The sequence below is a fragment of the Pseudovibrio sp. Ad5 genome (genome assembly GCF_001623095.1).
GTDB lineage: Bacteria > Pseudomonadota > Alphaproteobacteria > Rhizobiales > Stappiaceae > Pseudovibrio.
This window is the reverse complement of sequence record NZ_LMCH01000025.1, coordinates 321,286-345,653: the sequence shown is the minus strand read 5'-3', so window position 1 is coordinate 345,653 and position 24,368 is coordinate 321,286. Positions and strand designations below refer to the sequence as shown.

Here is a 24,368-nt window from a genome sequence, read left to right as displayed (position 1 = left end):
TTCTCAGCTGCAGCGCTGGCGGTCCGTGTGTTGTGCCCCATTGTTCACTCCTAATCTCATGATCATGAGCCAAAACACTCCCTTATTCAAATTAACCGATCTGTCCATAAGGCTTCGATGGGGAACAGTCTATAACGGCGCACCAATTGAGTTACTCAAAACAGATAAGCGGCAGCGAGGAACTGATCGAGTGATGGATAAACTCTGGTCCGCGATCTCAGTCTTCGGGCTTGCAGGTTGAACTTATCAAACTAATCGTACGAATCTGTACTCATAACTCATTGTTTTGAGATTGAATTATGTACTTCAAGGGCCAGAAGCCGCCATTAGAGCGTTTCCATCAAGAGTTGAGACACGCTAACCCGAAGTCCTTCCACTTTTCTCGAACCAGTCCAAGCTCACCGAAGTTGAAGGGGCAACCTCAAATTAGGCAGCCGGCATACGGCACAACTTTTCATCCCCAAACCCTTTAACCATACGATCACGTTTGGACGAGGTGTTCCATACGATACACTTCCCCGCATCCAGCCCTCTTAAATAACAGTCAACAGTAAATGGTGGGGCATGCTCAGCAATGCGGCGCAGTTCGCTCCACCTGGGTGATCTAGAGGAGAGATGAGATGCCAATAGATGGAGCTTCAGGTTTTAGCCCTTCGCACTTTATCGGAGGCGGTTTTGACGGAGATGCCTTCGAACCAACTTACGATAGCCTGCCAAGTTCAGTAAACGGGGACGGCGTAACTGCTGAAGGCCCTGAAAAGGTTGCACAAGTGTTTCGTCAAGAGCGCGCACCAGTATTCCGCCTCGCAAACTCAACGCCAAACTACAACGACATCAAATCGCAAAACTTCGGTGATCACGAAAGCTTCAGCTACTACAATCTACCGGGCGTCAACTCGTTCATTAACTTTGGTCGCGAAGAAGGGCAGTTTAAAGGCGAGAACCACGGCGATAAGGTTCATATTTCTGTAAAGAAAGAGCACCTCGAACAAGCATTTGATGCAATCTCCGGCCTGCTTTTGTCTCCAGACTCTCCAATCGACAAGTGGAAAGTGACCAATCTAGACTCTACTAAGGGTAGCGTAGATACTAGTAATCTGGCGCGACGTGTTTCTGATGGTGCCCAATTCACTCTCTACATCCGTGCTGAAGAAGAAGGCGAGCCTTACACCACTGAGCAGCTGGTAAAAACACGCCAGTTCTTTGAAGAGATAGAAGGAGCTTTGTTGACCAACTGGGTAGATGAAGGCGTAAAGCCAGATTCAGACGTCTCCGCTCACCACTGGGGCTACATTAGCTACCGCAACGAGCTAAACAGCGACCGTGCTGGCGGCGAGCAACAAGCAGCATTCCTAAAACAGGAACCCGTCTTCCGAGCTCTCACCGAATAAGACGCGAAGATCTTTTTTAAACCTAACCACAAGGCCGCCCTTGCGGCAACTGAAAAGGCGATCAAGAATATCCGACAACTTTGGCCCGCTCTAAGAGTGGGCTAGAAGACGATATTCATGAGTTTCTGGTAGAGGTTGAGGTAACATCAAGGTGACGATGTCGTAGATCTTTGTGGGGTGAACTTTTCTCAACTCAATAAATGTACAGTTACCGAACGAAGAGCACATATAAACCTTCATTACTCTTTCACATCTATTGAACAAAGGACTTGTAGAATGGCGGCATAGCAACTTTAATCAAATTGTCGGGTAACTGTGACGAACTCCACGCTCTCAAACTTCAACAGCAAGGGCAGTTCCAAAGTCCTACCCTTGCTGTTGGCGATGCGTTATGATCAAGCGGTTGCAGCCCGCCTATCCAGACTGAATGTCAGAATGCTCACGCCGACATACAAGACCGACGAAACTACGCATCCAACCAAAGGCCCTACCACCCATCCAGTAGCACCCCAGATCAACAGGTAGCCCGAAATGCAGAAGCCTCCAACCATAGCAGCCAGTGCGCCGTATGCGTTTCCGCGCCAGAACGCTGAAATGAAGACCGGACCAACCAAAGCAGCAAGCAGAGTGCCTGTACCAAGAATACCTAACCAGGACAGGAAGAACGGTGGCGCGTAGATCATCATCAACAAGCCGACCAATCCAAACACCACAACTGCCGCTCGGTTGATGAACAAAACTGTCTTGGGGTTTTCATGACCCGGGAACAGCGCTCGACGTAGATCGTGAGATGCAGCAGAGGCGACCGTGTGCAGCAACGAGTTTGCCGTGGACTGCATGGCAAACAGGATGCAGAGCGTAATGAAGCCGCCTAGAACTGGGTGCAGGAACGTCTCCAAATAGACCGGCATGGCCTGATCGGCCTCGGCGAGATCCGGCATCTTAAGCCGCATGTAGAGACCGACGATGGGGATAAGCGACAGGATTCACGCAAAAGGCGCCACATAGAGCGCAACAGTCGAGAACTTCACGTCGGCTCGAAACGCCAGAAAGCGCACTGCCATGTAGGGCAGGACAGCGGAAAACATGAACGCATAGGGCAAAACCAGATAGACTGCACCTTTGGCCTGGCCGTAAGGGTCAGAAGACACAGGGTTCACGAGATTAGGGTCGATCTTATTCAGCTGAGTGACCATCTGCATCAGGGGAATGTCGCTGAACATCTGAACACACACGATAACCGCGGCAATCAACATGCCTATCAGCATCAGCGTGTCAGTCCAAGCGACCGCCGTCAGACCACCTAGAACAGTATACAGGATGATGATTGAGATCATCACCGTAGCGCCCCAGACCTGCGGTAGATCAAGCCACCCTGACGCGAGTATGCCAACCGCTTTGATTTGACTAGTCAGGAATACGAGTAACAAGACAATTGTGACGATTGCCGCAACGCCTTGAACCAGACGAGCTAGTCCACCGGTGCTATGCAGGTTGGCTGCATATTCCGGGATCGTATTACTGCCCATGGACGCTGCGCGCTGCGACAGGAACTTAGCAAAGAAAAGTACAGCGATCACCATTGCAGGTGCAAACATAAAGTTGCCTAGAATTTCGATGGCACCGAACTCGTAAGCTACACCGGGTGAGCCCATGAAGCCCCAACCGGAGTAGCCCGTCGCCACGATCGTCGCGGCACCCACAAAAGGGCCAAGCGACCGGCCAGCGACTAGAAAACCGCTTTCGTCATCGTTATTGAAATGCACAACTTTGCTCGATTTCCAACCCAGCCAGATTAATGCGATAAAAGACGTCGCCATGATCAGCCAGTTGATCCACGGAATACTTTCCATGATCTCCTCCTCCAGATTTGGTAAGTGATGCACCGCCTTCTGTTGCGGAACGGGTCTTTGGGGTCAGTCGTTTTTGCGAACGCGATCTAACAGCCAGGCAACAAGCGCGGCGGCGATGGTGGCCATACTCAGGATGACAAACCAATCAAGTACCCATGAATTCAGAAACATATGCTCCTCCCAGATTAAAATGTCTCTAGATGCGGAAACGCCCCGACCATGCACAGGTCGGGGCGTTTCATATAGATCAAGCCGCTTTGAGAACTGATTTGACGATCAAATGCTCGGGTCCGTAAGGGAAGTTGGTGATGTTGCGATTGCCTTCGTCCTCGATCACGATGATGTCATGTTCGCGGTAGCCACCCGCGCCGGGCATGTTCTCGGGAATAGTGATCATCGGTTCCATAGACACTACCATGCCTTTTTCTAGAATCTTCTCGCAATCTTCGCGCAGCTCCAGACCTGCCTCGCGACCATAGTAGTGACTAAGCACCCCGAAGGAATGGCCGTAACCGAAGCTACGGTATTGTAGTAGATCGGCCTCGGCGTAGATCTCGTTCAGTTCTTTGGCAATGTCGGAGCACTTCGCACCTGGCACCAGCAGCTCCTTGCCGCGATCATGGACCTTGCAGTTCAGTTCCCACATCTTGATGTGCTCATCGCTCGCATGCTCGGCAAACAGCGTACGCTCAAGCGCTACGTAGTAGCCTGCGACCATCGGGAAGCAGTTGAGGGATAGGATATCACCACGCTGGATCTTGCGGCTGGTGACTGGGTTGTGCGCCCCATCGGTGTTCACGCCGGACTGGAACCAGGTCCAGGTATCTAAAAGTTCGCCATGAGGCCAGACCTTGGCAATCTCGCGAACCATAGTTGCCGTTGAGTGCAGCGCTACTTCATGCTCAGGCACACCAACTGCAATTGCTTCCACACAGGCCACACCGCCGATGTCTGCAATGCGTGTCATCTTTTCAGTATGCGCAATTTCTTCGACAGACTTGATCATGCGCAGGCGCATGGACGCTGCTGAGATATCGACAAGTTCGATGTTCTGAAACTCGGCCTTAAGCAGGTTTAGCGTGTCGATGGTGATGTGATCGAACTCAATTCCCAGACGCTTAACACCACCTATCAGGGGGCGAATGGCATGAAAATAATTGTCTTTCTGCCAGTCGGTATAAGTGATGTTTTTGCCGCCAAAGGTGCGGCGCCAGGGCTGACCGCCATCGATACCTGCACTGATGGACGTTGCGATGTTGTGGTCAACGAGAAACCCGTAACGGCGCCCAAACTGGCAATAGATGAAATCGGAGTAGTAATTCACACAATGATAACTGGTGAAGAGAGCCGCATCGATGTTTTCCTTCGCCATATGTGCACGGATGGCGTCTAGGCGACGCTGCATTTCGACGTCTGAGAAAGTGCCGGGAGCCTTGTCGCCGTTACCGACGTAGTTCTGTAGACGTTCGCGTTCCATGAGGGGACTCCTGAATTTAATGTCGCCAAAAGCGGCTAAAAACTAAACACATGAACCGGAAGTTGCACGATTTCGTCAAACGATGTTATTTCAGGATAGGTTTAGTTTTTCTAATGAAGAAGGAATATCATGACCTTGCCTCCGTTGAACGCCCTTCGTGCCTTTGAAGCAGTTGCACGACTAGGCTCTTTCAAAGCCGCAGCCGACGCCCTTTTTGTCACGCAATCTGCGATTAGCCATCAAGTGAAGAACTTTGAAACCTGGTTGGAGGCACCGCTGTTTCATCGTGAGGGTAACCGTGCAATCTTGTTGCAGCGTGGCGTTGAACTGGCAAATTCTCTGTCTCTGTCACTGACTGAGATCGATGCCGCATGTCACCGCGCCCGTTCGGACAATGGCCGCAACGAACTGGTCATTGCCGCAATCCCATCCGTTGCCATGTGCTGGCTCATACCCCGGCTTGCCAAATTCAAAGAAGCCCATCCGAGCATTGAGACGCGTATTATCTATGCAATCCATGGTTACGAGATCGACTATTCAGACGTACATATCGCTTTCTCCTTTTTGTCGAACGAACCGCAGGGTGCGGATGTTGACGCGTCATTCTTCCTGAGTGGTGACAGCCTTCCGGTGTGCTGCCCAGCCCTATTGGAACAACACGGAAAGTCTTTGGATCACATCTCGGATTTGTGCAGTCTTGGTTTATTGCATGACGGTGATACATGGGGGTGGCAACGCTGGTTTGATCTCAACGGGAACGAAGACCTCGGCCCTTTACAGGGGACAACTTACGAAGATTTCAACCTACTCAGGGCTGCCGTATTATCGGCACAAGGCGTCGCTCTTTGCCCGCTTGCGATGGTACAGCCGGATCTGGAGATAGGAGCTCTAGTTCAGCTCTCAGACCGCCGAATGACCTACGGGTCAGATTACTATCTCATCAGATCCAAACGTGTCCCGTCATCAATGCAAGCACATATCGACATTTTCTCTGACTGGGCATTATCCGAACGGAAAGTTGGTTTGAGACATTAGCGCAGGCTGAATAAGTGGCGCTGTTGCAAAAATCAGCGGGCTCTACAAAGAGATAGCTTTCAACATTGCTTTTGTGACTTCAAGCATCCAAGTAAAAACTCTCTCGCGAAACGCAGGCGGTCCATACATTGTGACCCATCTAAACGAGATTTCATCATTCCTAACTGAGAGTAATTCGTTTTGATGTGATCCTGAGATGTGATGTTAAAATTAGGGCACATCAAAGGAGGTGACGGATGCCCAATTTTTACCTAGATATGCCCACAGGTCTGAACGACAGCATAACAGGGGCTATTTCCAGTGATGGTAGCCCAGAGCTCAACAAGCATTATACATTACCTGCTAGAACAGGGGTTGCTGTAAGGCTTGAGGCTGGACAATCTCTCATCGTGGTGAATCCAACAGGCACGCAAGTTTGTGATTTTTGGGCGTTTAATCCGAGCAACTTGTATGAGTACCTTTCCATGAGCCATTGTCGGACCGCTTTGGCAAGTTTAGTGCCAACCGTCGGCGATATCCTCGTATCCAATGCAAGGCGATCCATGCTTACGTTGGTACGTGACACGTCCTCAGGTGTGCATGACACAGTCATTGCCGCGTGTGATCATGCTCGTTACCAACAGCTTGGGTGCAAAGAATATCACGATAACTGTACAGATAATCTGCGCCAGGCATTGAAGTCCATCGGCCTAGAAGCAAAGGTAATTCCAGACCCGTTTAACCTCTGGATGAACGTTCCTATCACCTCAGCCCGCAGAACAGAATGGGCAGCACCGGTTTCAAGACCGGACGATGAAATCGAGTTTCGTGCTGAGGTCGACGTACTGGTTGTAATGTCTGCTTGTCCGCAAGATGTCACTCCAGTAAACGGTGAGAACTGTGCTCCATCCGACCTTGCTTACCGCGTTACCCTTTGGGGGAACGCATGATTCAAAACCCAATTGTCTGGCCAAATGGAGCCAGATGTGCCTGCGCAATAACATTCGACGTTGACGCAGATAGCTTGATCCACATTTCTCGCCCAAAAGACGGGTTTGATCGTCTGTATCCAATTTCTATGGGACGATATGGTCCCACTGTTGCTTTACCTCGTATTTTGGACACTTATCGCAGATTAGGTCTGAAACAGTCGTTTTTTGTGCCAGGTTGGGTGGTTGAGCAATATCCAGAGGCTATGGATCTAATCCAGGAAGATGGGCACGAAATAGGCCACCATGGTTATCTCCATGAAGATCCGACTAACCTTTCGGATGCGGAACACCGTTATTGGTTTGAGCGAGCTCTTGAAGCCCATAAAAAAACTGTTGGCAACACACCCAAAGGGTATCGCGCTCCAGTCTACAACGCATCACAAGGGGTGATTGATTTCCTGGTCGATAATGACTTTCTGTACGATAGTTCACTGATGGCAGATGATATTCCTTATAGAATTCATACAGCTAAAGGATCCCTTGTTGAACTGCCGGTGCATTGGGGGACAGATGATTGGCCACCCTTCGCACACTACTCAGAGATTGATTACATGATGCCCGTCGCAGGGCCTTCGAGGGGACTGGAAGGGTTTTGGGAAGAGTTTGAAGCTCAATATGAGCATGGTGGTTTTTGGATGGCAATTTGGCATCCATTTCTGACAGGGCGCCTTGCTCGCTGGACACTGGTTGAAAGATGGCTTGAAACGATTCTGGAGCGAGGTGATATCTGGTTTGCACCACTTCATGAGATTGCAGAGCATGTGAATAATCAGTTTGTGCGTGATAATCAGTCTATTCGCGTGGAAGAATTGCCTTATTACAACCAACCTGTTCATCTGGGTGCAAAGTAAAATGGGAGCATTCATGGGTTGTGAGGAGTTTGAAGCACAGCTTGCAACAACCTCCTTTACTTCAATTTTTATTTCTGACAACAAGGCACAGCGCCATGAACTCAGTCGGGCGGCAATACCAAGAAAGATAACCAGCAGCGGTCATGGACAGCTTGACGGAGCCGTTGTCGCGATCAAGGCAAACATCGCGCTAAAAGGCCTTGCAACCTCCGCTGGGTCGAAACTGCTTTCTGAGAGACCGGCAGGTGAGAATGCAACAGTGATAGAAGCTATCATTAATGCCGGGGCCATGCCTGTTGGCCATGCCAACATGACTGAGCTTGCTTTCTCTGGTCTTGGGCTAAATCCGCATTTCGGAACAGCTGAGAACGCCTTAGATACTTCACTTGTACCGGGTGGCTCATCTTCAGGCTGCGCAAGCGCCATAGCATCAGGCTTATGCGATCTTGCGATCGGGTCTGATACATCAGGCTCCACCCGTATCCCTGCCGCATTTCAAGGTATTTGCGGGTATCGTCCTACTATGGGCCGTTATGCAATGGAAGGTGTCGTACCACTAGCTCCCTCTCTTGATGTATTAGGCCCGATGGCGCGCAACGTAGAGGGCATCATAGCCCTTGACTGTGCGATGAGGGGGACATTGCCAGAACGGGTGAATGCAACACCCTTCACTCAAAAATTCATTTTACCTGTCTTTTCTCACCCTGTTCTTGATGAAGATATTTCCAATGCATTTGAGGATACTGTGAATCTGTTAGAACAGCACGGGATAGATATCGAACGCAGACCATTCCCCGCCTTTGATAAGACACTTGCCCTTTTTGCAGAATTTGGGCCACTTGTAGGCCATGAAGCTTATGAGCAGATCACACAGCTTGTAGCACTCGAGGATAAGCTGATTGATCCGCAAATCAAAAAACGCTTGCGGGACTTTACCCCAGTTTCAGCTGATACTCTGCAACATATAATGACAACTCGTGCCAAGCTCTGCCAACTTGTGCAAGAAACTTTATCAGGTAATCTGATGTTGATGCCGACGGTAGCTTGTCGTCCCCCTAATCTTGCAGAAGTCCAAGAGAGCAGTGCGACGTTTCAGCGAAAGAATGCAGATGTACTTAAACTGACTATGCTCACAGCCTTCCTTAACGTTCCATCCCTGGCCATACCGATGAAACCTGCTGATCCTGGCTTGAGTTACTCTGTTTGCGGCGCATACGGGACAGACGATGAAGTCTTACAAGCTGGTCTGCATCTTGAGCATTTGCTGAACTAAAGGTGCTGCGTTTAGGCTTAAAACTGCACTTTTTCAAAGTATAGAATGTTGGTTGAGAGCAAATTTAATTTGCCACAAAACAAAGTTCATAATGAAGAAATGTCATGCTGAGATGATCTTCAATCATTTGTCGTCACCCCATTTTTCCGAATAGTTATAAATGCAAAAATTGGAGATGATCATGGCATCCGCACCAGAACTACTCATTGTTGACTCGAGCGCACGAGAAACACGTTCCATCACTCGTTCCCTGACCAAACTGTTTGCAGATAACTGGAAACAATCCGGGGATGAGGTCATCTGTCGTCGCGATGTCGGCTTACGACCACCGCATTTTATTTCTGAAACCTGGATCGCTGCTGCATTTACTCCCCCCACCGAACGTAGTGATGAGATGAGAAGGCAGCTCGCCCTATCAGATCAATTGATTGCGGAAATCAAAGCAGCAGATGTAATCGTACTTGGTGCACCAATGTACAATTATTCTATGCCAGCAAGCCTGAAAGCGTGGTTTGATCTGATTGCGCGGATCGGAGAAACTTTCTCATTTGATCTTTCGCGCGGAGATTATCCAATTGCACCACTTCTTTCCGGTAAAAAACTAGTAGTCCTTTCCAGTCGTGGCGAATTTGGTTTTGAGAAGGAAGGGATCAGATTCCACATAAACGCACTCGACCCAGCAATTGCAGCCTGTGCACACTACCTCGGCGCCGCTCAGGAGGACATCCACTTGATCAGTGCAGACTATGAAGAGTTTAAGGATGAACGTTGGGAGAGATCTGTGGCCGCTGCGCGTGAGAAAACTCACAATCTGGCTACCACACTCCGCGAGCAGCTTGAGCCAGTTATAGCCTAATAACACACGGGAGAAGGACTGACCTTCTTCCGTACTTTAAAATGCACTCGAACTATCGAGACTTCGTTAATGCTGTCAAATCTTATAAATTTCAGATAGTAGTGCCTACTTCATATTGAAGCCATCTAAGAAAGTTCTGTGCTGCTTTTTTACGAGTGCCACCAATAGTTAGAACTGCTCTGTAAAAGTAACCGGGTAGCCTTGCTCCATTGAGCACTACAGTTTTATCACTCAGTTCTTGAGCTTCAAAAATGGTATTACTGATCAGCGCTGCAGCATTTCCTCTGATGACAGCATCAAGTGCAAGATTATAGGCATCCACATTCGAAATTATGTAGTCCTCATAGCCTTCATTATTATTTTCAGAGAACCAGCGTTTCCATGTCGGAGAGTTGAGGCTGGATAGCTCCCAACGCACATCCAATAAGCGCTTGCTTGTCAAGTTCTCTATCTGATTGCCTTCCGATAACATACTAGGTGAACAAACAGCCAGATACTCCTCTCTGTACAGATTAATTTCAACACTATCGGGGGGGGCTTTCGGGCCATACCGAATAACCAGATCAGCCTCGCTACTATCAAGCGGGGTACATTTTTCAGAAGCAATGACATTCACGGCGTAATCGGGATAACGTTCGTAAAAATTGTTTAAGCGAGGAAATAGCCAATAACGGGCAAACTCTCGTGTTACGCTAACATAGACAGACTTATTGTCTTTTTCCCCGTATGTTTCGAAGAATGCAGCAGCAAGACAATCAAACCCACGTGTCACCTCTGGCAGGATGCGCTTTCCTTGCTCTGTCAGGCTAAGGTTCCGCCCATTCCGATCGAATAATTGAAGGTTAAGCAGCTTCTCCAAATGCCTGATCTGATGACTGATCGCTGTTGGTGTGACAGCCAACTCGTCAGCAGCATCTGTGAAACTGCCATGACGAGCAGCTGCCTCAAATGCTCTGACAGCGATCAGCGGAGGAATGCGTCTGCGCATTTCAGTTACCTTGTATCTTGCTTTCCTACCTGCAAGCATACCATGTTTAGCAGGTGAGTATCTGCATGTTGTAAATCAGTTTTTTAAAAGCATGTACGCAGGGCTCAAAAACAAGCAGCTCTGCGTACGCTTGTGTTTAATGTTTCAGATCAGAATAGGTAATTTTCACGGAATCTGCGTTCACCATATCCAGAAATGGCTTGTTTCGGTCATCCGCCAAAAATGTCTGAAGACCATCTTTTGCACTTTGCAAATCTTTCCAGAATACTACCTCAACCCATATCCCGTCATCCTGCAGTGAAACATAACGGTCGACGAACCCGGAAACATTTGTCAGGTTATTGTTAATGCTCGCAGCAACCTGAGCCAACTTCTCTGCATCAGTCCCTGCTTTTGCAGTGAAAGTTACATATTCCAAAACACTAGCCTCGTTGAGTTGTGTTGCCATTGCACTTTCTCCATGCGCCACTACCAACGGTATTGCGAATACTGCCGCAGTGACGACTTTCTTGATTAGATTCATAGGTTTGTCCTCCCTTTCAATCTGAAACATTGTTGTTTCAGGCTTCACCTCTGTATTGACTTGCATTATGTTATTGTTGTTATTAGCAAGTTCGCTTTATTGATCAGTCTACGGCAGCGTCAGCCATCACATGAATTTTCTTGGCAACGGCTCTTCCAAGGACCTTGTGCTGCTCAGCAGACATATGGAGACCATCAAGCCCGGCAGCCTTTGGGATGACTACGCTTGCATCAAAGCTCTCTATGCCAGCAGCATTAGCTGCAGCTTTCAGCGCTGCCCCAAGTTTCCGTGACTTTTCTTGTCCGCCTTCAAACATTAAGGCAAAGTCCGGGTGTGCCATCGTCGAAACAGGTGGCGGAGAGATAACCAGCACTTCGGGAGCCCTGTAGGTATAGGCCACTCCCCCTTCTGTCCCCTTTGCAACCTTGGCAACTTCAATGATCGCATCAGCGATATCTTCCGCACTGCGAGCCAGATCATTCTTAAGATCATTGGTTCCCAGCATGATGACAACAAGATCAAGTGGCATTTCGCGAGCGATGGCAGCAGGCAGGTTTTTTCCACCATTGAAGGCATCTGCCGGCACACTGTTCCATGCGGCTGGTTCGTCTAGATTAGTTGAGCGGACAGTCAACCCATCCACACTTACTTTGAACTTATCACCCAGCTCCGCAGCCAGCACACCCGCCCATCTCTCATTATCTGCGTAACGTGAACTTGGGAAGGCAACTTCAACTCCCTTCCAGCCCCACGTGTTTGAGTCACCATAAACGAGCACGTTATAGGTCATTCTTCTTCTCCTTATCAGTTGATGATGTGACAGTCTTCTGGGTGCCAATTCGCGAAAACGCCCGCCCCTACTTCGATGTCTAAGGTTTTCAAGTCACGCTGTTGAAGTTGTACGAAAATCTTGGATCCGGAGGCTGTTTCCAGTTGTAGGTTGACGAGCGCTCCCACAAACTCCTCACCTACGACCCGGCAATAAACTTCGTTGTCCGCCCATCCGCTTTCCTGTGACAATGAGATCTGATCAGCGCGCACAATCAGATTGATCTTGCTGCCAACCTGAAGTGTTCTGAACTCATCTGAGGTACATCTGAAAGTGCCATCCTTTCCATCAACAAGCACTTCGTCCGTTTCAGTAGATTTAACCGTACAGCTCAATATGCTGCTGCCACCAAGGAACCGTGCCACGAAGCTGGTTGCCGGTTTGAGGTAAATCTCCTGCGGTGCGCCTTCCTGCTCAACTCGGCCTTCGTTCATAATCACGACTTTGTCGGCCATAGAGAATGCTTCTGAGTGGCTGTGCGTTACATAAACAAAGGTAATTCCCAGCTCGCGCTGCAGGCGTTTTAGCTCTGCCTGCATTTGCAACGAGAGGTGCGCATCCAGTGCGGAAAGTGGTTCATCCAGCAAAATAATCGAAGGTTCAGTTACCAAGCATCTGGCCAGCGCTACCCGTTGTCTCTGGCCACCAGAAAGCTGGTCGATTGAACGGTTTACATATTCATCCAACCCCAGTTTTGATGCCCACTCATGAGCTCGTCGATGGCGTTCACCTTTGGAGACGCCGCTCATGCGCAGCCCGAACTCAATGTTTTCCAGCACGCTCAAAAATGGGAAAAGAGCAAGAGACTGCCATACCATAGGCATTTCACGTTCCCAGATTTCCTGATGCCTGATGGAACGGCCAGAGCGCAAAATGTCACCGGTAGTAATGCTTTCCAGACCAGCCAGACAACGCAGTAATGTGCTTTTGCCGCAACCAGAGGGCCCCATGATGGCGGTAAACTGACCGCGATCAATGTTCAGGTTCAAGTCCTGGATAGCCACGGCTTTGCCGTAGTTCTTACGAATATCCCAAAGCTTGATGTGTACATCCTGCGATGGGCTTTCATCAGCCTGCATAGAAGTGTTTGTTTGGATCTTTGCGGTCATCACAGTTTCTCCTTTGAAAACCGGCGCAGAGTAATAAACTGGGCGCACAGGATTAAGCTCATGGACACAACGAATGTGAATGAACCAATCGCATTGATGCGGGGACTGACTGCAGATTGAAGGAAGCTGAGAACGCGGACCGATGCTGTTTCATTAAGGCCGCCAACAAACCAAGTGACGGCATACTCATCAAAAGACACTGCAAAGCTCAGCAGAAATGCCGCAAAAACGGACGTTTTGGTTAAGGGAATGATGACTTCCCAAAATGCCCTCCAGTTTGATGCTCCAAGGTTTTGAGCAGCAAACTCAAGATCATCATCAATCTGAGAGAGGCGTAGTCGGATAATGGCCATGGCAAAGGGAGAGGCAAGGACAATCTGGGAGATGACGATTGCAGAGAGATTGCCCGAGAGGCCCACTCTGGAAAGATATGCCAGCATTGCCAGACCAGAGACGACAAGAGGCACCAATGGCGGCAACAGTGCAAACACCATCAGCAGCTTCTTACCAACAAAATTGAATCGGTAGTCAGTATAGGCAGCAGTGAACCCCAAAAACGTAGAGAGTGGCGCTACAATAAGAGCAACCAACGCTGTATTGAGCAATGCTCGAATAACCAAGTCATCCCCAAATGCCAGCTCATACCATTGGGTTGAGAAGCCGGAGATAGGAAGCGTTGGGAAACGATCAGTCGTGAGCGAAAACACAAAATTCGCCATAATCGGTGCATAGAGAAACGCAAGAGCACCTGCGCACAGGACCATGAGCGTTATTCTTGTTGCTTGAGAAAGGTGCATTACTTCCTCCGGTACGCGAGTTTAAGACTCGTCAAAGCGACAATAAGCAGTGTCCCAATCATCACGATTGCAATGACAGCTGCACGTGGCCATTGCTGGCCTGATTTGACGGTGTCTGTGATCAATATTGCGAGAGTTGGGAACTTACCGCCGCCCATGTAGGTCGGAGAAACAAAGTCGCCAAAGCTGAAGATGAAAGCAAAGAGTGCCCCCAGAATAAGACCTGCACGAGTACCCGGCAGAAGGACTGAGAAAAACACCCTTACTGGGCCACATCCAAGATTATAAGCCGCGTTGATCAGTGTTCTGTTAAAAGACAGCATAGAGATCGATTGGATTACTACCACCAGAGGTAACGTAAGCGTGACGTATCCGACCTGCATCGCAAACTTTGAGCTAAGAAGGCTTCCGGTTTCGAGACCAAAAGCGGCAAGGAGATTGGATATTACCCCATTATCAGTCAGGTAGATTTGCCATGAGTAAACCCGCACAAGGTAACTTGTGAAGAAGGGTACTACGAACAATCCCAATACTGTTAATTTAGCACGCGTTGACAAAATAAAACCAATAACCAGCGAACACGGCAAAGCCAACAGGCTGGCAATGGCAGCAACACAGGAGGCCCCTAGAAATGTCCGCCCGTATGCCTGCCAGAAATAGTTGGCGCTCAGGATTTTCACCCAATTATCCAGTTGGAAATCAGGCTGCAGCACGAAGTTCCGCACATCCCAGAAACTCAACCAAACCAGAAGAAGAAGTGGGCCGAGAAAGAAAAGAGTAAGCCAGAACGGTAAGGGTGAGACCCAGAAGCTGCTATAAAGCAACCTCCGAGCTGATAACGCGGGTTTTTGCATGGTGTTATTCCGGGATTATCGCTGAGTTTCTAGGTGCTTTTGTATTCGGACCAGAAGTCATTCCAGTCTGCCAGATCTTGCTGCACTGGCAGTTTGCGGATTTTGATCCGACCTGCCCGAATAAGGTCCATAGCGTTCCCTGATCCTTCAAACATACCCAGATGACGGGCATCCTCAGGTCTTTCCTCGATCATTCGTTTCCAACCACGTTTGCTTGGGATAACTGCCGGGAACACATTCAAGTTTGCTAGACGAAATTGACCTTCGGGCCCTGCCATATATTGGATAAATTTGCGAACCAGTTCTGCCTTGCGAGAACCTTTGCCGATTGAGAAGGACTCAGTAAACTGAAGGCCTCCTTCCTCTGGGATGGTAGTAGTAACATTGGCCCCATCGCGGCGTAAAACTCCGGTGATCCATTCACCAATACCTGGCATTACAGAGACTTCGCCGCTCTTTAGCGAAGAGAGCACACCGCCGTAATCATAAAATCCGCGCACCTGCGGCTTTAGTTCCAGTGTCGTCTCTTTAAGTTTACTCCACCCGGCCTCTGAAAGATTGAAAGGGGCTTCGTTACCATTGTACTGACTAAGCACGCCAAGATTGGGCAAATGCCAATCGAAATGACCGATCTTATCCTTCAGTTTTGTATCCCATAGGAGTTTGTAGCTAGAAGCTTCTTTGCGAGAAACAGCGTCTAAATTGTGAGAGATACCCAGAAAGCCAAACCGGCTGATCATGGCGTAAAGTTTGTCATCAACCCAGTGGCCTGGGAACTTATGGAACTCATGAAAGAAATCATCGAGAGGGTAGTCTGAAGGGTCCAACTGTTCTACAAAATCAGCAGCTACCAATTGATGCACGTACTCAGCATCCGCATGGACCAGATCATAAGTGCCACGCGGAGATTGGCTTAGCAGCGCCAACATCTGCTCGCCGCCAACGTAGTACTTTGGTGTAATCTTTACGCGATTTAATTCCTCAAACTCAGCGACAGCGTCAGGCTCCGCCTGCCCATACCACGCCAACATGGTCAACTCAGTTATGGTTTGAGCGCGCAATATATTGGGCATAGCTAGTGCGCCGGTTGCTGCCGCGCCTGATTTGATAAACAAACGGCGACTACATGAAAATTTCTGAACCATTGTTCCCTCCCTAATGGTTCAGAAACTATGGGAACACAGGGTAAAGACGGCAAACGAGCAGAATTCATGCCATGCTCAGAATTTTTCATTCTGATGAGCGTATTGTAGGTTTTATTTGATAGTAAACTTCTGGATACGAAGTAAGTCCTGCCTAACTTGTAAATATCACCCTATCGAGAAGAAGAAGTTACCTTTTTATAAATCCCAAAGTACAAAGGAAAGCTGCTACAATTAAACATACCAGCAAGAAAGCTAGCGGTATCTGCAGGTAGAATAACCTCCCCCTAAGTTGACTTAAACATTCTCGTCAAAACGTCCCCCACACGATGGAAGTCCGGATCCAGTTCGGTCTCCAGCGGAGCTATGGCGAAGTAGGCTCCTTTGCGTTGATGGAAGCCGAAGGGTGCGCAGAGGCGATTGTTTTCGATTGCTTCTGTGACGAGGGGCCGAGGTGCGATTGTGGGACCGAGGCTGGCTTCGGCGCCCTGAAGGGCCAAGTACATCTCATCGAAGTAGATTGTGTTTTCGGCTGGCTCCAGAGAAACGCCGCTTTCCTCCACCCAGTTCTCCCATATATGCGGCCTGTCTTTTGGAAGCAGACGATTGTAGTGAGTGAGGGTGTGGGCTGGATCGTTTGCTTCTGACGACAACAGCAGCGGTGAGATCACCAATCCAAACTATTCATCTGCAAGTTTCAGGAGCATATTGCTTACATCGGGGACCTCCTCAACTCTCAGGCTGAGGGAGTAAGAAGCATCCACTGCGCCGTAATGTGTATCATCTGCTACGAACTGCAACGGGCGATCACCAATGGCCTCTTGTATCAGACGGGCGTTTGGGATGATTACACGCAGCAGGCTGGTAGAAGGAGCAGCTAGTACGAAGGGTCTGTTTGAAAGGTCGTGAGAAAAACTCTGTTCGGCCTGCCGCAGTAAAGCAAAGGCGCTTCGAGTCTCCTGAAATAACCTTTCTCCGGCTGGTGTCGGCTGGTTGCGGCGTGAAACGCGGATGAACAACTTGGCCCTTAGTTCCGCTTCCAGTGCTTTGATGTGTTTGCTGACCGCACCTTCGGTAACACACAGCTCATCCGCCGCCGCTGCTATGTTTCCGCATCTCACAATCGCCTCAAAAGCTCTGAGAGAGGGAAGCCTACCCAGCAAATTTACTTTCCTATTACTCAAGTCATAATCCCAAATATTCGATTATCATCTGAGTTATAGCAGCCTAATAGGCCCAACTGGACCGAGCGTGCACATTTGGGCGTTACGAACAACAACAAGGGAACATTGAATCTCATTCACCCAAGTTTGGTGATTTTGAACTGGTAAGATGCGGACTTTGCTGACCTTCGCTGCGGCGCGAAAGCTCAGGCAACTGAGAAGCCTTTGCCAGCATCCAGGGCCATGAACTGCCATTCAAGTAGTTCTAGCATGGGTTGTGATATGCTCACCCTAAGGATTTTCAGTAGCTTTGATGGGCGATCTGAAACTACTCAACTGACCATGAGCGGACATTCACACAAATACATGACGGTTGCGACCATAGCTTAATCATTCGTTCACGGCAAAACATTCACTGCAGGAGCAAGACGCTATACACACTGGTACGTTTAATAAGAACCAAGTATCCTGTTCGTTACTAGTGACAGCTAGAGACTTGCAGTAACTAAGATTCGAGTTTGTAATTATCTTTGGCTATGGCCTGAATGTTTCTTCTGCATCTCTTTGTTTTTCAGATGCTATCTCTTGTTCTGTCCGTTCAATTTCATCCGCAACCCACCTTCGCACGCTTAATTTCTCGTTATTTAACAAGCTTTCTAGAGCTTCTTTTTCTTTCTCCAATATCGGAACTAACGAACCGGTATACCGTCTAGCATAGCGATTTGCCGATATTGCTGCTGGAACACTTTTAACATCAATCAATCAACGCGATACGCTGGCTTCTCAAAAGTCCCCCCATACACCAGATTTGGTTATAGTCCCAAAGTTTGGGAATCGACGTCTAAACACCGCTTACAATAGACTGCCTTATCAGCAGGTATGTGGGGGATAATTGAATGACACAGAGCCCGTCATCGAGCGTTGTATGCTCAACGCTATATAACTTTGGCGCTACTTTCCAAGACGGATATACACCAAATGGCCGCCTTACCATCGACCCTTCAGGCAGTCTATATGGGGTTTTGAATACCGGAGGGTTAGATAGAGGTGATCCCTCGGGGCACGGCGTGGTATTCATGCTTGCGTCGGACACGCATGGTGATAGCTACCAATATAAAGTATTGCACAGATTCGCAGGCGGGACAGCGGATGGCGCCCGTCCGATTGGGGGTCTGGTCATGGGCCCAGACGGTAACCTATATGGTACGGCAGCCGGTGGCGGGACCGGCTGGACTGGGACTGTGTTCAAGCTTGCTTCCAATGGGGATCTCACCAACCTATACAATTTCAACCCGGTTGTGGGGCACAAAAATTCGGACGGAGCGGCACCGAGAAGCCATCTGGTCATAAGCGCAAATGGAACGTTGTTTGGAACAACCTCCGCGGGAGGCACCAATGGCGGAGGGACTGTGTTCTCACTTACGCCAAAAGGTGGGGGGGGCTATTCCTTTAAGAACCTGCACAACTTTGCACCTATTAGGGGCAACAATTACTCCGTTGGCGGGCTGGTGATGGATGGGGCCGGAAACTTTTACGGACTCGTCTCCGCGGGAGGTGAATATTCGAGCGGCGAAATCTTCGGGCTGTTCGTCTCCGGTGATCAGACTTATACCTACAAGAGACTCTACAGTTTCCCGCTAGACCATACTGATCCTGTCCTGCCCTACGGCAGTCTGGTTATGGACAATTCCGGAAAAAAGATGTTTGGTACGACCAGCCGAGCCGGAGTTTCGGGCACAGTCTTCAGTTACCCGAGCGGAGACCCGAGCAACCGGAAAACGCCCGCTCAGCCGACCACCCTACACCAATTCGATGATATGAACGGATTATCCTCCCCCCAAGCAGGGGTCATCATCGACAGCGCGGGCAACCTGTTCGGGACCGCGCAGTATAGCCCGAAAGGACAAGGTGGAGTCTATAAACTGACAAAGAAAGACAATGGGACATATAGCTACGCTTCGTTGTACGAATTCAACGGGAACGCAGGGGAATATCCGGAAAACACTCTGGTCGCAGGTCCAATGGGTGGCATGTACGGAACGACGGGCGAAGGCGGCAAGCACCAAAATGGGACCATTTTCAGAATCGAGACAGCTGAACCTATGGTAGTGTTGTAAGGCGGTAGCGTTTTACAGATCGTCGTCACCAACCCGGGGCGCGGCTATGCTTCGCTTCGGGTTGGTGATGACCACTAAATTTGTGCATAATCCGGCTCCGAAATACTGCCTAGGTGTTTAGTCCCGTTGTGTGATGGGGTGGGTTGATTTTGAAACGATCTGGATCATTTGTCCAGATTTTGTAGATGTATTCGAATGGCGTGAGGCCCTGCAACGTCTTCAGTCGCCGGGCATAGTTGTAAGCGGCAATGAAGGTAAGCGGGGCTAAGACAACACCTTGACTGCTCACTGAGCTAACGCTCTAAGAGCTTTAGTCATACAAAAGCCATGGTGGTGGACGCCGAGCGCTCACGAAGTTCTGCCCAGCCCAAGCGAGTTCAACCTTTGCAGGAGTCGGTCGAACAGCAACTTGGGATCCTCAACGTCAAGCTGACTAAGGTCAATCCTAAGTTGACCTCGCGCTCTGGATGGGCTGTACCGTAATTAGGCGAATGGCTGCAGAGGTCCCCAAGCACCATGCTGCACTCGTGAAACTCTTTGCTCTAACCAATGTCAGCAACGGGCTCGAAATGAAACGGCTCCAAAGCGTATATGTGTCCAGGGACGTTTGTCAGAAAAAGAGTACAGTGTTTCCGCTAAGACTGGCGCAACCTTTAATGGAATTGCCCGAATGACGGTTCTTGGCCCCTGTTTGACTTGGTTATCAGCTACAAAACATCTGATTTGCTTTCCTCATTGCTTGGTCTGGTTCGCACGCACGTCAAAGTCCTGAGCTAGTTATCAGAGTCTCACATTTGATGTCGACTGCGCATTAACGTCAGGGTGATCACTGTCCAAACACCTATCCGTACGGCCAAGGCCCCTACAGTTCGCATCTCATATGCCACTCCTTGAAAAACCAGAAATCCGAACCCCAAAGCAATCAGGCCCGTTGCCACTGCGATAAACGCAGACAGACCAAGTGCCCAGTTACGCTGTAGCCAGATCCCAATTGCAGCACCGATGTAGAGAAAGCCTGCTAGAAAATTGAACCAGAGCACGACTGGCATGTAGTCGCCCGCAGCCACTTGAACCTCCACTGGCCCAAATAAGACGCTCCCACCGGAAATCAGAGTCAGCACCCCAAAAATCCCAGCGAAGAGTGCCAAGGACCTCCGCCAAAACGTTGAGCCGTATGATCGGGGTTCTGTTGAAGTCATTTTTTGGGAACCTCTGTGAGAGCGGCTTGTGCGTCAAATAAAGGATATAGGATTGGTTATAGAAATATAACTCCACAATGTGCCTCTTTCCTATTGCACAGAGCCTCTGATAGCTCTTCTTACTGCAATTAAATTGTGCGACTCAAAATGTCGTCGCCCGACTTAATGTGCGTCGACGTTAAATAGAGAACCAAATTAGAAACACCGGAATCGCGACGAGCAGAAATACCCCTGCAATTCCGGTCCATGTGGGTACTATCAGGTAGGATTTGTGGGGCAGAGCAGGGTTGTAGAATACAGTAACACAGTCGCCTTCATGCTTTTGAATACCACCCTTCTGCCACTCAGCCATTCTGGTTCCAGTGGCCCTAATAATGAACGGACTTAACCGCTTGCCGGTATAGGATATGTCGTTGACAGAATATTCATACCTCACGCGTGCCGTGTGCATTCTTTCATCAGAGCTTCCAATGCTTGAAACCCCATCTTCCGTGAGTTTTCCAATCGTCTGAGGCCAGCGGCGTATGCGAAAACATGCGGTGATGCTAACGATCCCCATGAGCAAAGCATAGGCAATACACGCAGACAGAACCGCGTAATGTTCCCCATTAAGTAAATCAGTCCATAATTCTTGCATGCATTAAATTACCGCAAATGAGATTGGGAGAAATAGCGCAGAACACGCTCACGGTTTTGGGAGTTATACTATGTCGCTTGTGGTTGCACTTGAAACCAGCCCTTGTTCCTAGCTGGATGTATCGATCTTGAGTAGCGAGCTTTGCGATTCCTAACTTAGAACATGCCGAAAAACTATGATCAGCCGCCCTCCAAGCTATGACGCGATTAGTTTCAGCGTCAAGCGCGCAACAGCCGTCATTCATACTCGTTGCAGCATCTATTACTTTGGGCTCTTTGCAACCTACTCGGGCGGATGCATCAATCTGTGCTCGAGCGATCCAATAAGGTTCTCAGAATATCTTTTATGCAAACAGCATCACCCCTTGGAGGATCTGCTCGAATTCCCACAGTTGGTCCTCTGCTAGTGGCTACTGCGTCCGGCTTCTTAGTTGCCCCCATTTTGACTAGCTTTCGCGTAAACAGATCTACTTCCACTTTATTGAACAACCCATGCTCGGGATCTGATGCTTCGGTCCGCAGCTGGTTTTGGCAACCTGACGCATGGCATTGAGAAGTTCTGGTGTGCGGTTTGTTGGGTCGTCGAAGCCAGCATCATCCAAGCGGCCACGGTATTGCAGCTCACCCTTGTTGTTGAAGCCGAAGAAATCTGGCGTACAAACTGCGTTATATGCTCTGCCAACTTCTTGTGTCTCATCCAGCAAATACGGAAACTTGAAGCCAAATTCCTTGGCAAACTTTTTCATGAAGCTCGGTCCATCAGCAGGCACTGAGCGATAATCATTGGACATGACAGCAAGAACGCCGAAGCCTTCGGCTTTGAGCTGTTTCATGTCTTCTGCCAAGCGATCTGCAATGGCCTGCACATAAGGGCAATGATTGCAAATAAAGGCGATGAGCAAACCGCTTTCACCAATCTGGTCAGACATGGTGAAGCTGGTGCCATCAGCATCTTTGAGCGTAAATTCTGGCGCTTTCCAACCAAAATCGCAGATTGGTGTGTTCAAAAGCATGGGAGCCTCTCAATTTCTTGTATTTGATCTTAAATGTGCAAATGACGAGCTGTTTGAACCCGTCAGTCACATCCGTTTCTTTGAAACTTATTTGCCTGGAACCGGAAAACGCATCACGTAGAATGGAGCCTTTGCACCATTGACGCCTTGATTGAAAGCCGGGTGCTTATGCAACTGGTTTTGCGTAACATAGACATATCCGTCTTGAGCAACATCAAAGCCATCCGGCCAGGAAAGCCGTTCGTCCTGAATGAGCACTTCGTACTCTCCAGCGGTGGTCAGGCCAATGGCTGAGTTCTCGATATCAGAAACGAAAAGACCACCATTGGGATTGAAAGTCATACCATCGCTAGGCTTTTTGGGACCGTATTCTTCAATGAAAGTATTCAGATCGGCGGAATTTACGGAGGGATCTGCAAGTTTTGCAGCCGGGATGCGGAAGATCTGCTCGCCATTCACAGTGCCGAAGTAGACCCATTTGCTGTCATCAGAGATGGCAATTGGGTTGAGGCCGAAGCGTAGATTGTTGAGGGAGCCATCTTCTCCTTTGGCTGCCATCAGGCCACCGTCAATCACCACATCGCGGTCTGGGGAGATAAACTGCTCTGCCGCTTCCAGCAGGCGGCGGGCTTCGCCGGTCTTCAGGTCCACGATAACGATGGCTGGCTTGGATGGCCCCGCCAGATTGCCGAGGGTCATATCCGCGATATAGATCTGACCACGTTTTTCATCGATCACAAAGTCCTGAAGGAAGGAGTTTGCTGTCAGAGCAGATTTGTCAATCTGCAAGTCTGCGTGAAGCGTGTTGGTCTCAGAGTTCCAGCCCAGCAGACGAGGTGCAGAAGTATCGTTTCCCATGTCCAGCATCCAGACCACGCCATTGGAGTCTGTGTCGACACCAATCACAGCAGACAAGCCGAGTTCGCCTACTTCCGGACCATCTGCCCAATCTTGAGTTGGGAACGGGGCCTTGCTGCCATCTTTCAGAACTTCAACCACCTTCAACGCCGGCCCATCCAACGGCTGCATGCTGACAATCATGCGTCCGTTTGGCGTTACGGTGATGTTACCCGGGCGGGTTTCAGAGAATTTTGCTACTTCTTCCAACTGAAGCGGCTCGCCAGCTACAGCAGATAATGAGAGGAAAGACAGAGCAGAGGCTGCCAGCACAGATTTTAGCATGAATAAAATTTCCTTATTGATTATTGACGTTCTATGAAACATATGGCTAAACACGATCAATTAGTAAAACTAGAAAAATAAATAGGTCCTATGAGTAACGCCAATAGATCTCCCTTCCGACTTGATACGGACCTGACTGTGCTTCGCTCTTTGATCGCTGTCATTGAGGAGGGTAGTTTTTCCGCTGCAGCAGAAAAAGTGGGGCGGACGCAATCGGCGATCAGTCTGCAAATTGCCAAGCTGGAAGAGCGGTTGGATGTGAAACTATTTGAGCGTACGAGCCGTTCTCTTTCCCAAACCAGCGAAGGTGAGATTTTTATCGGCTATGCCCGAAAGATTTTGGAGTTGGCCGATGAGGCTGTGTTGAGCGTTTCTGCGCCCAAGGAGCAAAGCATGCTGCGCGTCGGGTTTGCAGAGTATCTGGTACCGCAGCACCTACATATTCATCTGGCCCGCTTCAAACGAGCACACCCCACTTGTGATCTCAACTTGATCCTCGGCGGCGGGGCTGACTTGTTGTGTCTTTTAGATGCCGGGGAGCTGGATGTGGTATTCGCCGGACCAGAGGCCTCTGGCGGCAAGCAGTTATGGCAGGAGCCGCTGGTCTGGTGCGGGCAGCTGCCTGCGGCTGATAAACCACTGGAACTGATCTTGATGCAGGAACCATGCAGCTATCGCGCTATAGCAATCTCTGCCATGGAAGCCATGCCCTCTGACTGGAAGATCTCAATCACTGCGAACTCCATTCAGGCTGTACAGTCCGCCATAAAAGCAGGGCTTGGAGTTTCCATTCTACCGGCCTCTGCATTGCTGGAGGACATTCCTGTGATTGAGAGCGCCCTACCAGGGCTGCCAGTAACTATCGTCTTAAGTTATTTGTCCGCACAGGAAGAAAATCCACTGGCGCAGCGCTTCATTGATTACTTGCTGTGTTATTTACAAAAGACGAGTGCTCTGCAAACTGCTTAGTTTGATGAATGTATTGACGAGATTTCATATAAGTGCTCCCTACTATTGGTCACACGTGCAGTCTTTGGTTCGCTTCGCACGACACACTCCACACTAGTGTACTCAAGGGTTATGAAGGGTTATTTATCAAGCCGAATGAG

General features: G+C 49.3%; 22 protein-coding genes and 2 pseudogenes. 8 read left to right on the top strand and 16 right to left on the bottom strand.

What is annotated here, in order from left to right:
• Positions 1–620: 620 nt before the first annotated feature.
• Entirely contained in the window at positions 621–1,391 is a 771-nt protein-coding gene (locus PsAD5_RS13800; RefSeq protein WP_063292515.1) for a hypothetical protein, read from the top strand.
• A gap of 395 nt (positions 1,392–1,786) precedes the next feature.
• On the opposite strand, the pseudogene PsAD5_RS28515 reads toward PsAD5_RS13800, so the two are convergent.
• Positions 1,787–3,211, bottom strand: a pseudogene (locus tag PsAD5_RS28515) (sodium:solute symporter family protein).
• A gap of 280 nt (positions 3,212–3,491) precedes the next feature.
• Positions 3,492–4,721, bottom strand: coding sequence for an aminopeptidase P family protein (locus tag PsAD5_RS13790; RefSeq protein WP_063289877.1), 1,230 nt, complete (start codon positions 4,719–4,721; stop codon positions 3,492–3,494).
• Between the two features lie 129 nt (positions 4,722–4,850).
• Between PsAD5_RS13790 and PsAD5_RS13785 the strand changes: the two genes are divergently transcribed.
• The 5 genes from PsAD5_RS13785 to PsAD5_RS13765 all read left to right on the top strand — a co-directional run bounded on the left by PsAD5_RS13785 (position 4,851) and on the right by PsAD5_RS13765 (position 9,707).
• Positions 4,851–5,756 carry a LysR family transcriptional regulator gene (locus PsAD5_RS13785; RefSeq protein WP_063289878.1) on the top strand — a complete coding sequence of 302 codons (906 nt, stop codon included), beginning with the start codon at positions 4,851–4,853 and terminating at the stop codon, positions 5,754–5,756.
• Positions 5,757–5,992: 236 nt separating this feature from the next.
• Complete coding sequence (locus PsAD5_RS13780) at positions 5,993–6,685, top strand: DUF1989 domain-containing protein (protein ID WP_084404443.1); 693 nt, start codon at positions 5,993–5,995, stop codon at positions 6,683–6,685.
• Positions 6,682–7,578: a polysaccharide deacetylase family protein gene (locus tag PsAD5_RS13775; RefSeq protein WP_063289880.1), complete on the top strand. Its 897-nt coding sequence runs from the start codon at positions 6,682–6,684 to the stop codon at positions 7,576–7,578. The genes PsAD5_RS13780 and PsAD5_RS13775 overlap by 4 nt, the downstream gene beginning before the upstream one ends.
• Before the next feature lies 1 nt (position 7,579).
• A complete protein-coding gene (locus PsAD5_RS13770; RefSeq protein ID WP_063289881.1) occupies positions 7,580–8,851 on the top strand; it encodes an amidase family protein in 1,272 nt (423 codons plus the stop codon).
• A 181-nt stretch (positions 8,852–9,032) separates the two neighbouring features.
• The gene (locus PsAD5_RS13765) at positions 9,033–9,707 is read left to right on the top strand and encodes an FMN-dependent NADH-azoreductase (RefSeq protein ID WP_153040768.1); all 675 of its coding nucleotides are present in this window, start codon (positions 9,033–9,035) and stop codon (positions 9,705–9,707) included.
• A 91-nt stretch (positions 9,708–9,798) separates the two neighbouring features.
• Here the strand turns inward: PsAD5_RS13765 and PsAD5_RS13760 are convergent, their stop codons facing one another.
• The 9 genes from PsAD5_RS13760 to PsAD5_RS28290 all read right to left on the bottom strand — a co-directional run bounded on the left by PsAD5_RS13760 (position 9,799) and on the right by PsAD5_RS28290 (position 17,112).
• Positions 9,799–10,695, bottom strand: coding sequence for a LysR family transcriptional regulator (locus PsAD5_RS13760; RefSeq protein ID WP_063289883.1), 897 nt, complete (start codon positions 10,693–10,695; stop codon positions 9,799–9,801).
• Positions 10,696–10,831: 136 nt separating this feature from the next.
• The gene (locus PsAD5_RS13755) at positions 10,832–11,248 is read right to left on the bottom strand and encodes a hypothetical protein (RefSeq protein ID WP_153040769.1); all 417 of its coding nucleotides are present in this window, start codon (positions 11,246–11,248) and stop codon (positions 10,832–10,834) included.
• A 73-nt stretch (positions 11,249–11,321) separates the two neighbouring features.
• Positions 11,322–12,008, bottom strand: coding sequence for a GDSL-type esterase/lipase family protein (locus tag PsAD5_RS13750; protein WP_063292513.1), 687 nt, complete (start codon positions 12,006–12,008; stop codon positions 11,322–11,324).
• 14 nt (positions 12,009–12,022) lie between these two features.
• Positions 12,023–13,156 carry an ABC transporter ATP-binding protein gene (locus PsAD5_RS13745; protein WP_244272085.1) on the bottom strand — a complete coding sequence of 378 codons (1,134 nt, stop codon included), beginning with the start codon at positions 13,154–13,156 and terminating at the stop codon, positions 12,023–12,025.
• Positions 13,156–13,953, bottom strand: coding sequence for an ABC transporter permease (locus PsAD5_RS13740; protein ID WP_063289886.1), 798 nt, complete (start codon positions 13,951–13,953; stop codon positions 13,156–13,158). Before PsAD5_RS13740 ends, PsAD5_RS13745 begins: the two co-directional genes overlap by 1 nt.
• Positions 13,953–14,666 carry an ABC transporter permease gene (locus tag PsAD5_RS13735; protein ID WP_244272084.1) on the bottom strand — a complete coding sequence of 238 codons (714 nt, stop codon included), beginning with the start codon at positions 14,664–14,666 and terminating at the stop codon, positions 13,953–13,955. The genes PsAD5_RS13740 and PsAD5_RS13735 overlap by 1 nt, the downstream gene beginning before the upstream one ends.
• Before the next feature lie 170 nt (positions 14,667–14,836).
• Positions 14,837–15,952, bottom strand: coding sequence for a polyamine ABC transporter substrate-binding protein (locus PsAD5_RS13730; protein ID WP_063292511.1), 1,116 nt, complete (start codon positions 15,950–15,952; stop codon positions 14,837–14,839).
• Positions 15,953–16,236: 284 nt separating this feature from the next.
• Entirely contained in the window at positions 16,237–16,620 is a 384-nt protein-coding gene (locus PsAD5_RS28295) for a LysR substrate-binding domain-containing protein (protein ID WP_244271781.1), read from the bottom strand.
• Between the two features lie 9 nt (positions 16,621–16,629).
• Entirely contained in the window at positions 16,630–17,112 is a 483-nt protein-coding gene (locus PsAD5_RS28290; RefSeq protein ID WP_275078121.1) for a LysR family transcriptional regulator, read from the bottom strand.
• 896 nt (positions 17,113–18,008) lie between these two features.
• Here PsAD5_RS28290 and PsAD5_RS13720 point away from each other — a divergent pair.
• Positions 18,009–19,229 (top strand): choice-of-anchor tandem repeat GloVer-containing protein, encoded by a 1,221-nt coding sequence (locus PsAD5_RS13720; RefSeq protein WP_063292510.1) that lies wholly within the window; start codon positions 18,009–18,011, stop codon positions 19,227–19,229.
• A gap of 109 nt (positions 19,230–19,338) precedes the next feature.
• On the opposite strand, the pseudogene PsAD5_RS28510 reads toward PsAD5_RS13720, so the two are convergent.
• The 5 genes and pseudogenes from PsAD5_RS28510 to PsAD5_RS13700 all read right to left on the bottom strand — a co-directional run.
• Positions 19,339–19,482, bottom strand: a pseudogene (locus PsAD5_RS28510) (IS481 family transposase); the annotation flags it as partial.
• 535 nt (positions 19,483–20,017) lie between these two features.
• Positions 20,018–20,296, bottom strand: a complete 279-nt coding sequence (locus PsAD5_RS13715) for a hypothetical protein (RefSeq protein WP_208981889.1) — start codon at positions 20,294–20,296, stop codon at positions 20,018–20,020.
• A gap of 310 nt (positions 20,297–20,606) precedes the next feature.
• Positions 20,607–20,987 carry a DUF3592 domain-containing protein gene (locus PsAD5_RS28825; RefSeq protein WP_446737485.1) on the bottom strand — a complete coding sequence of 127 codons (381 nt, stop codon included), beginning with the start codon at positions 20,985–20,987 and terminating at the stop codon, positions 20,607–20,609.
• 544 nt (positions 20,988–21,531) lie between these two features.
• Positions 21,532–22,077: a thioredoxin family protein gene (locus PsAD5_RS13705; RefSeq protein WP_063292507.1), complete on the bottom strand. Its 546-nt coding sequence runs from the start codon at positions 22,075–22,077 to the stop codon at positions 21,532–21,534.
• 87 nt (positions 22,078–22,164) lie between these two features.
• Complete coding sequence (locus tag PsAD5_RS13700; protein WP_084404441.1) at positions 22,165–23,259, bottom strand: L-dopachrome tautomerase-related protein; 1,095 nt, start codon at positions 23,257–23,259, stop codon at positions 22,165–22,167.
• 90 nt (positions 23,260–23,349) lie between these two features.
• Between PsAD5_RS13700 and PsAD5_RS13695 the strand changes: the two genes are divergently transcribed.
• A complete protein-coding gene (locus PsAD5_RS13695; protein WP_063292506.1) occupies positions 23,350–24,228 on the top strand; it encodes a LysR family transcriptional regulator in 879 nt (292 codons plus the stop codon).
• Positions 24,229–24,368 lie beyond the last annotated feature (140 nt).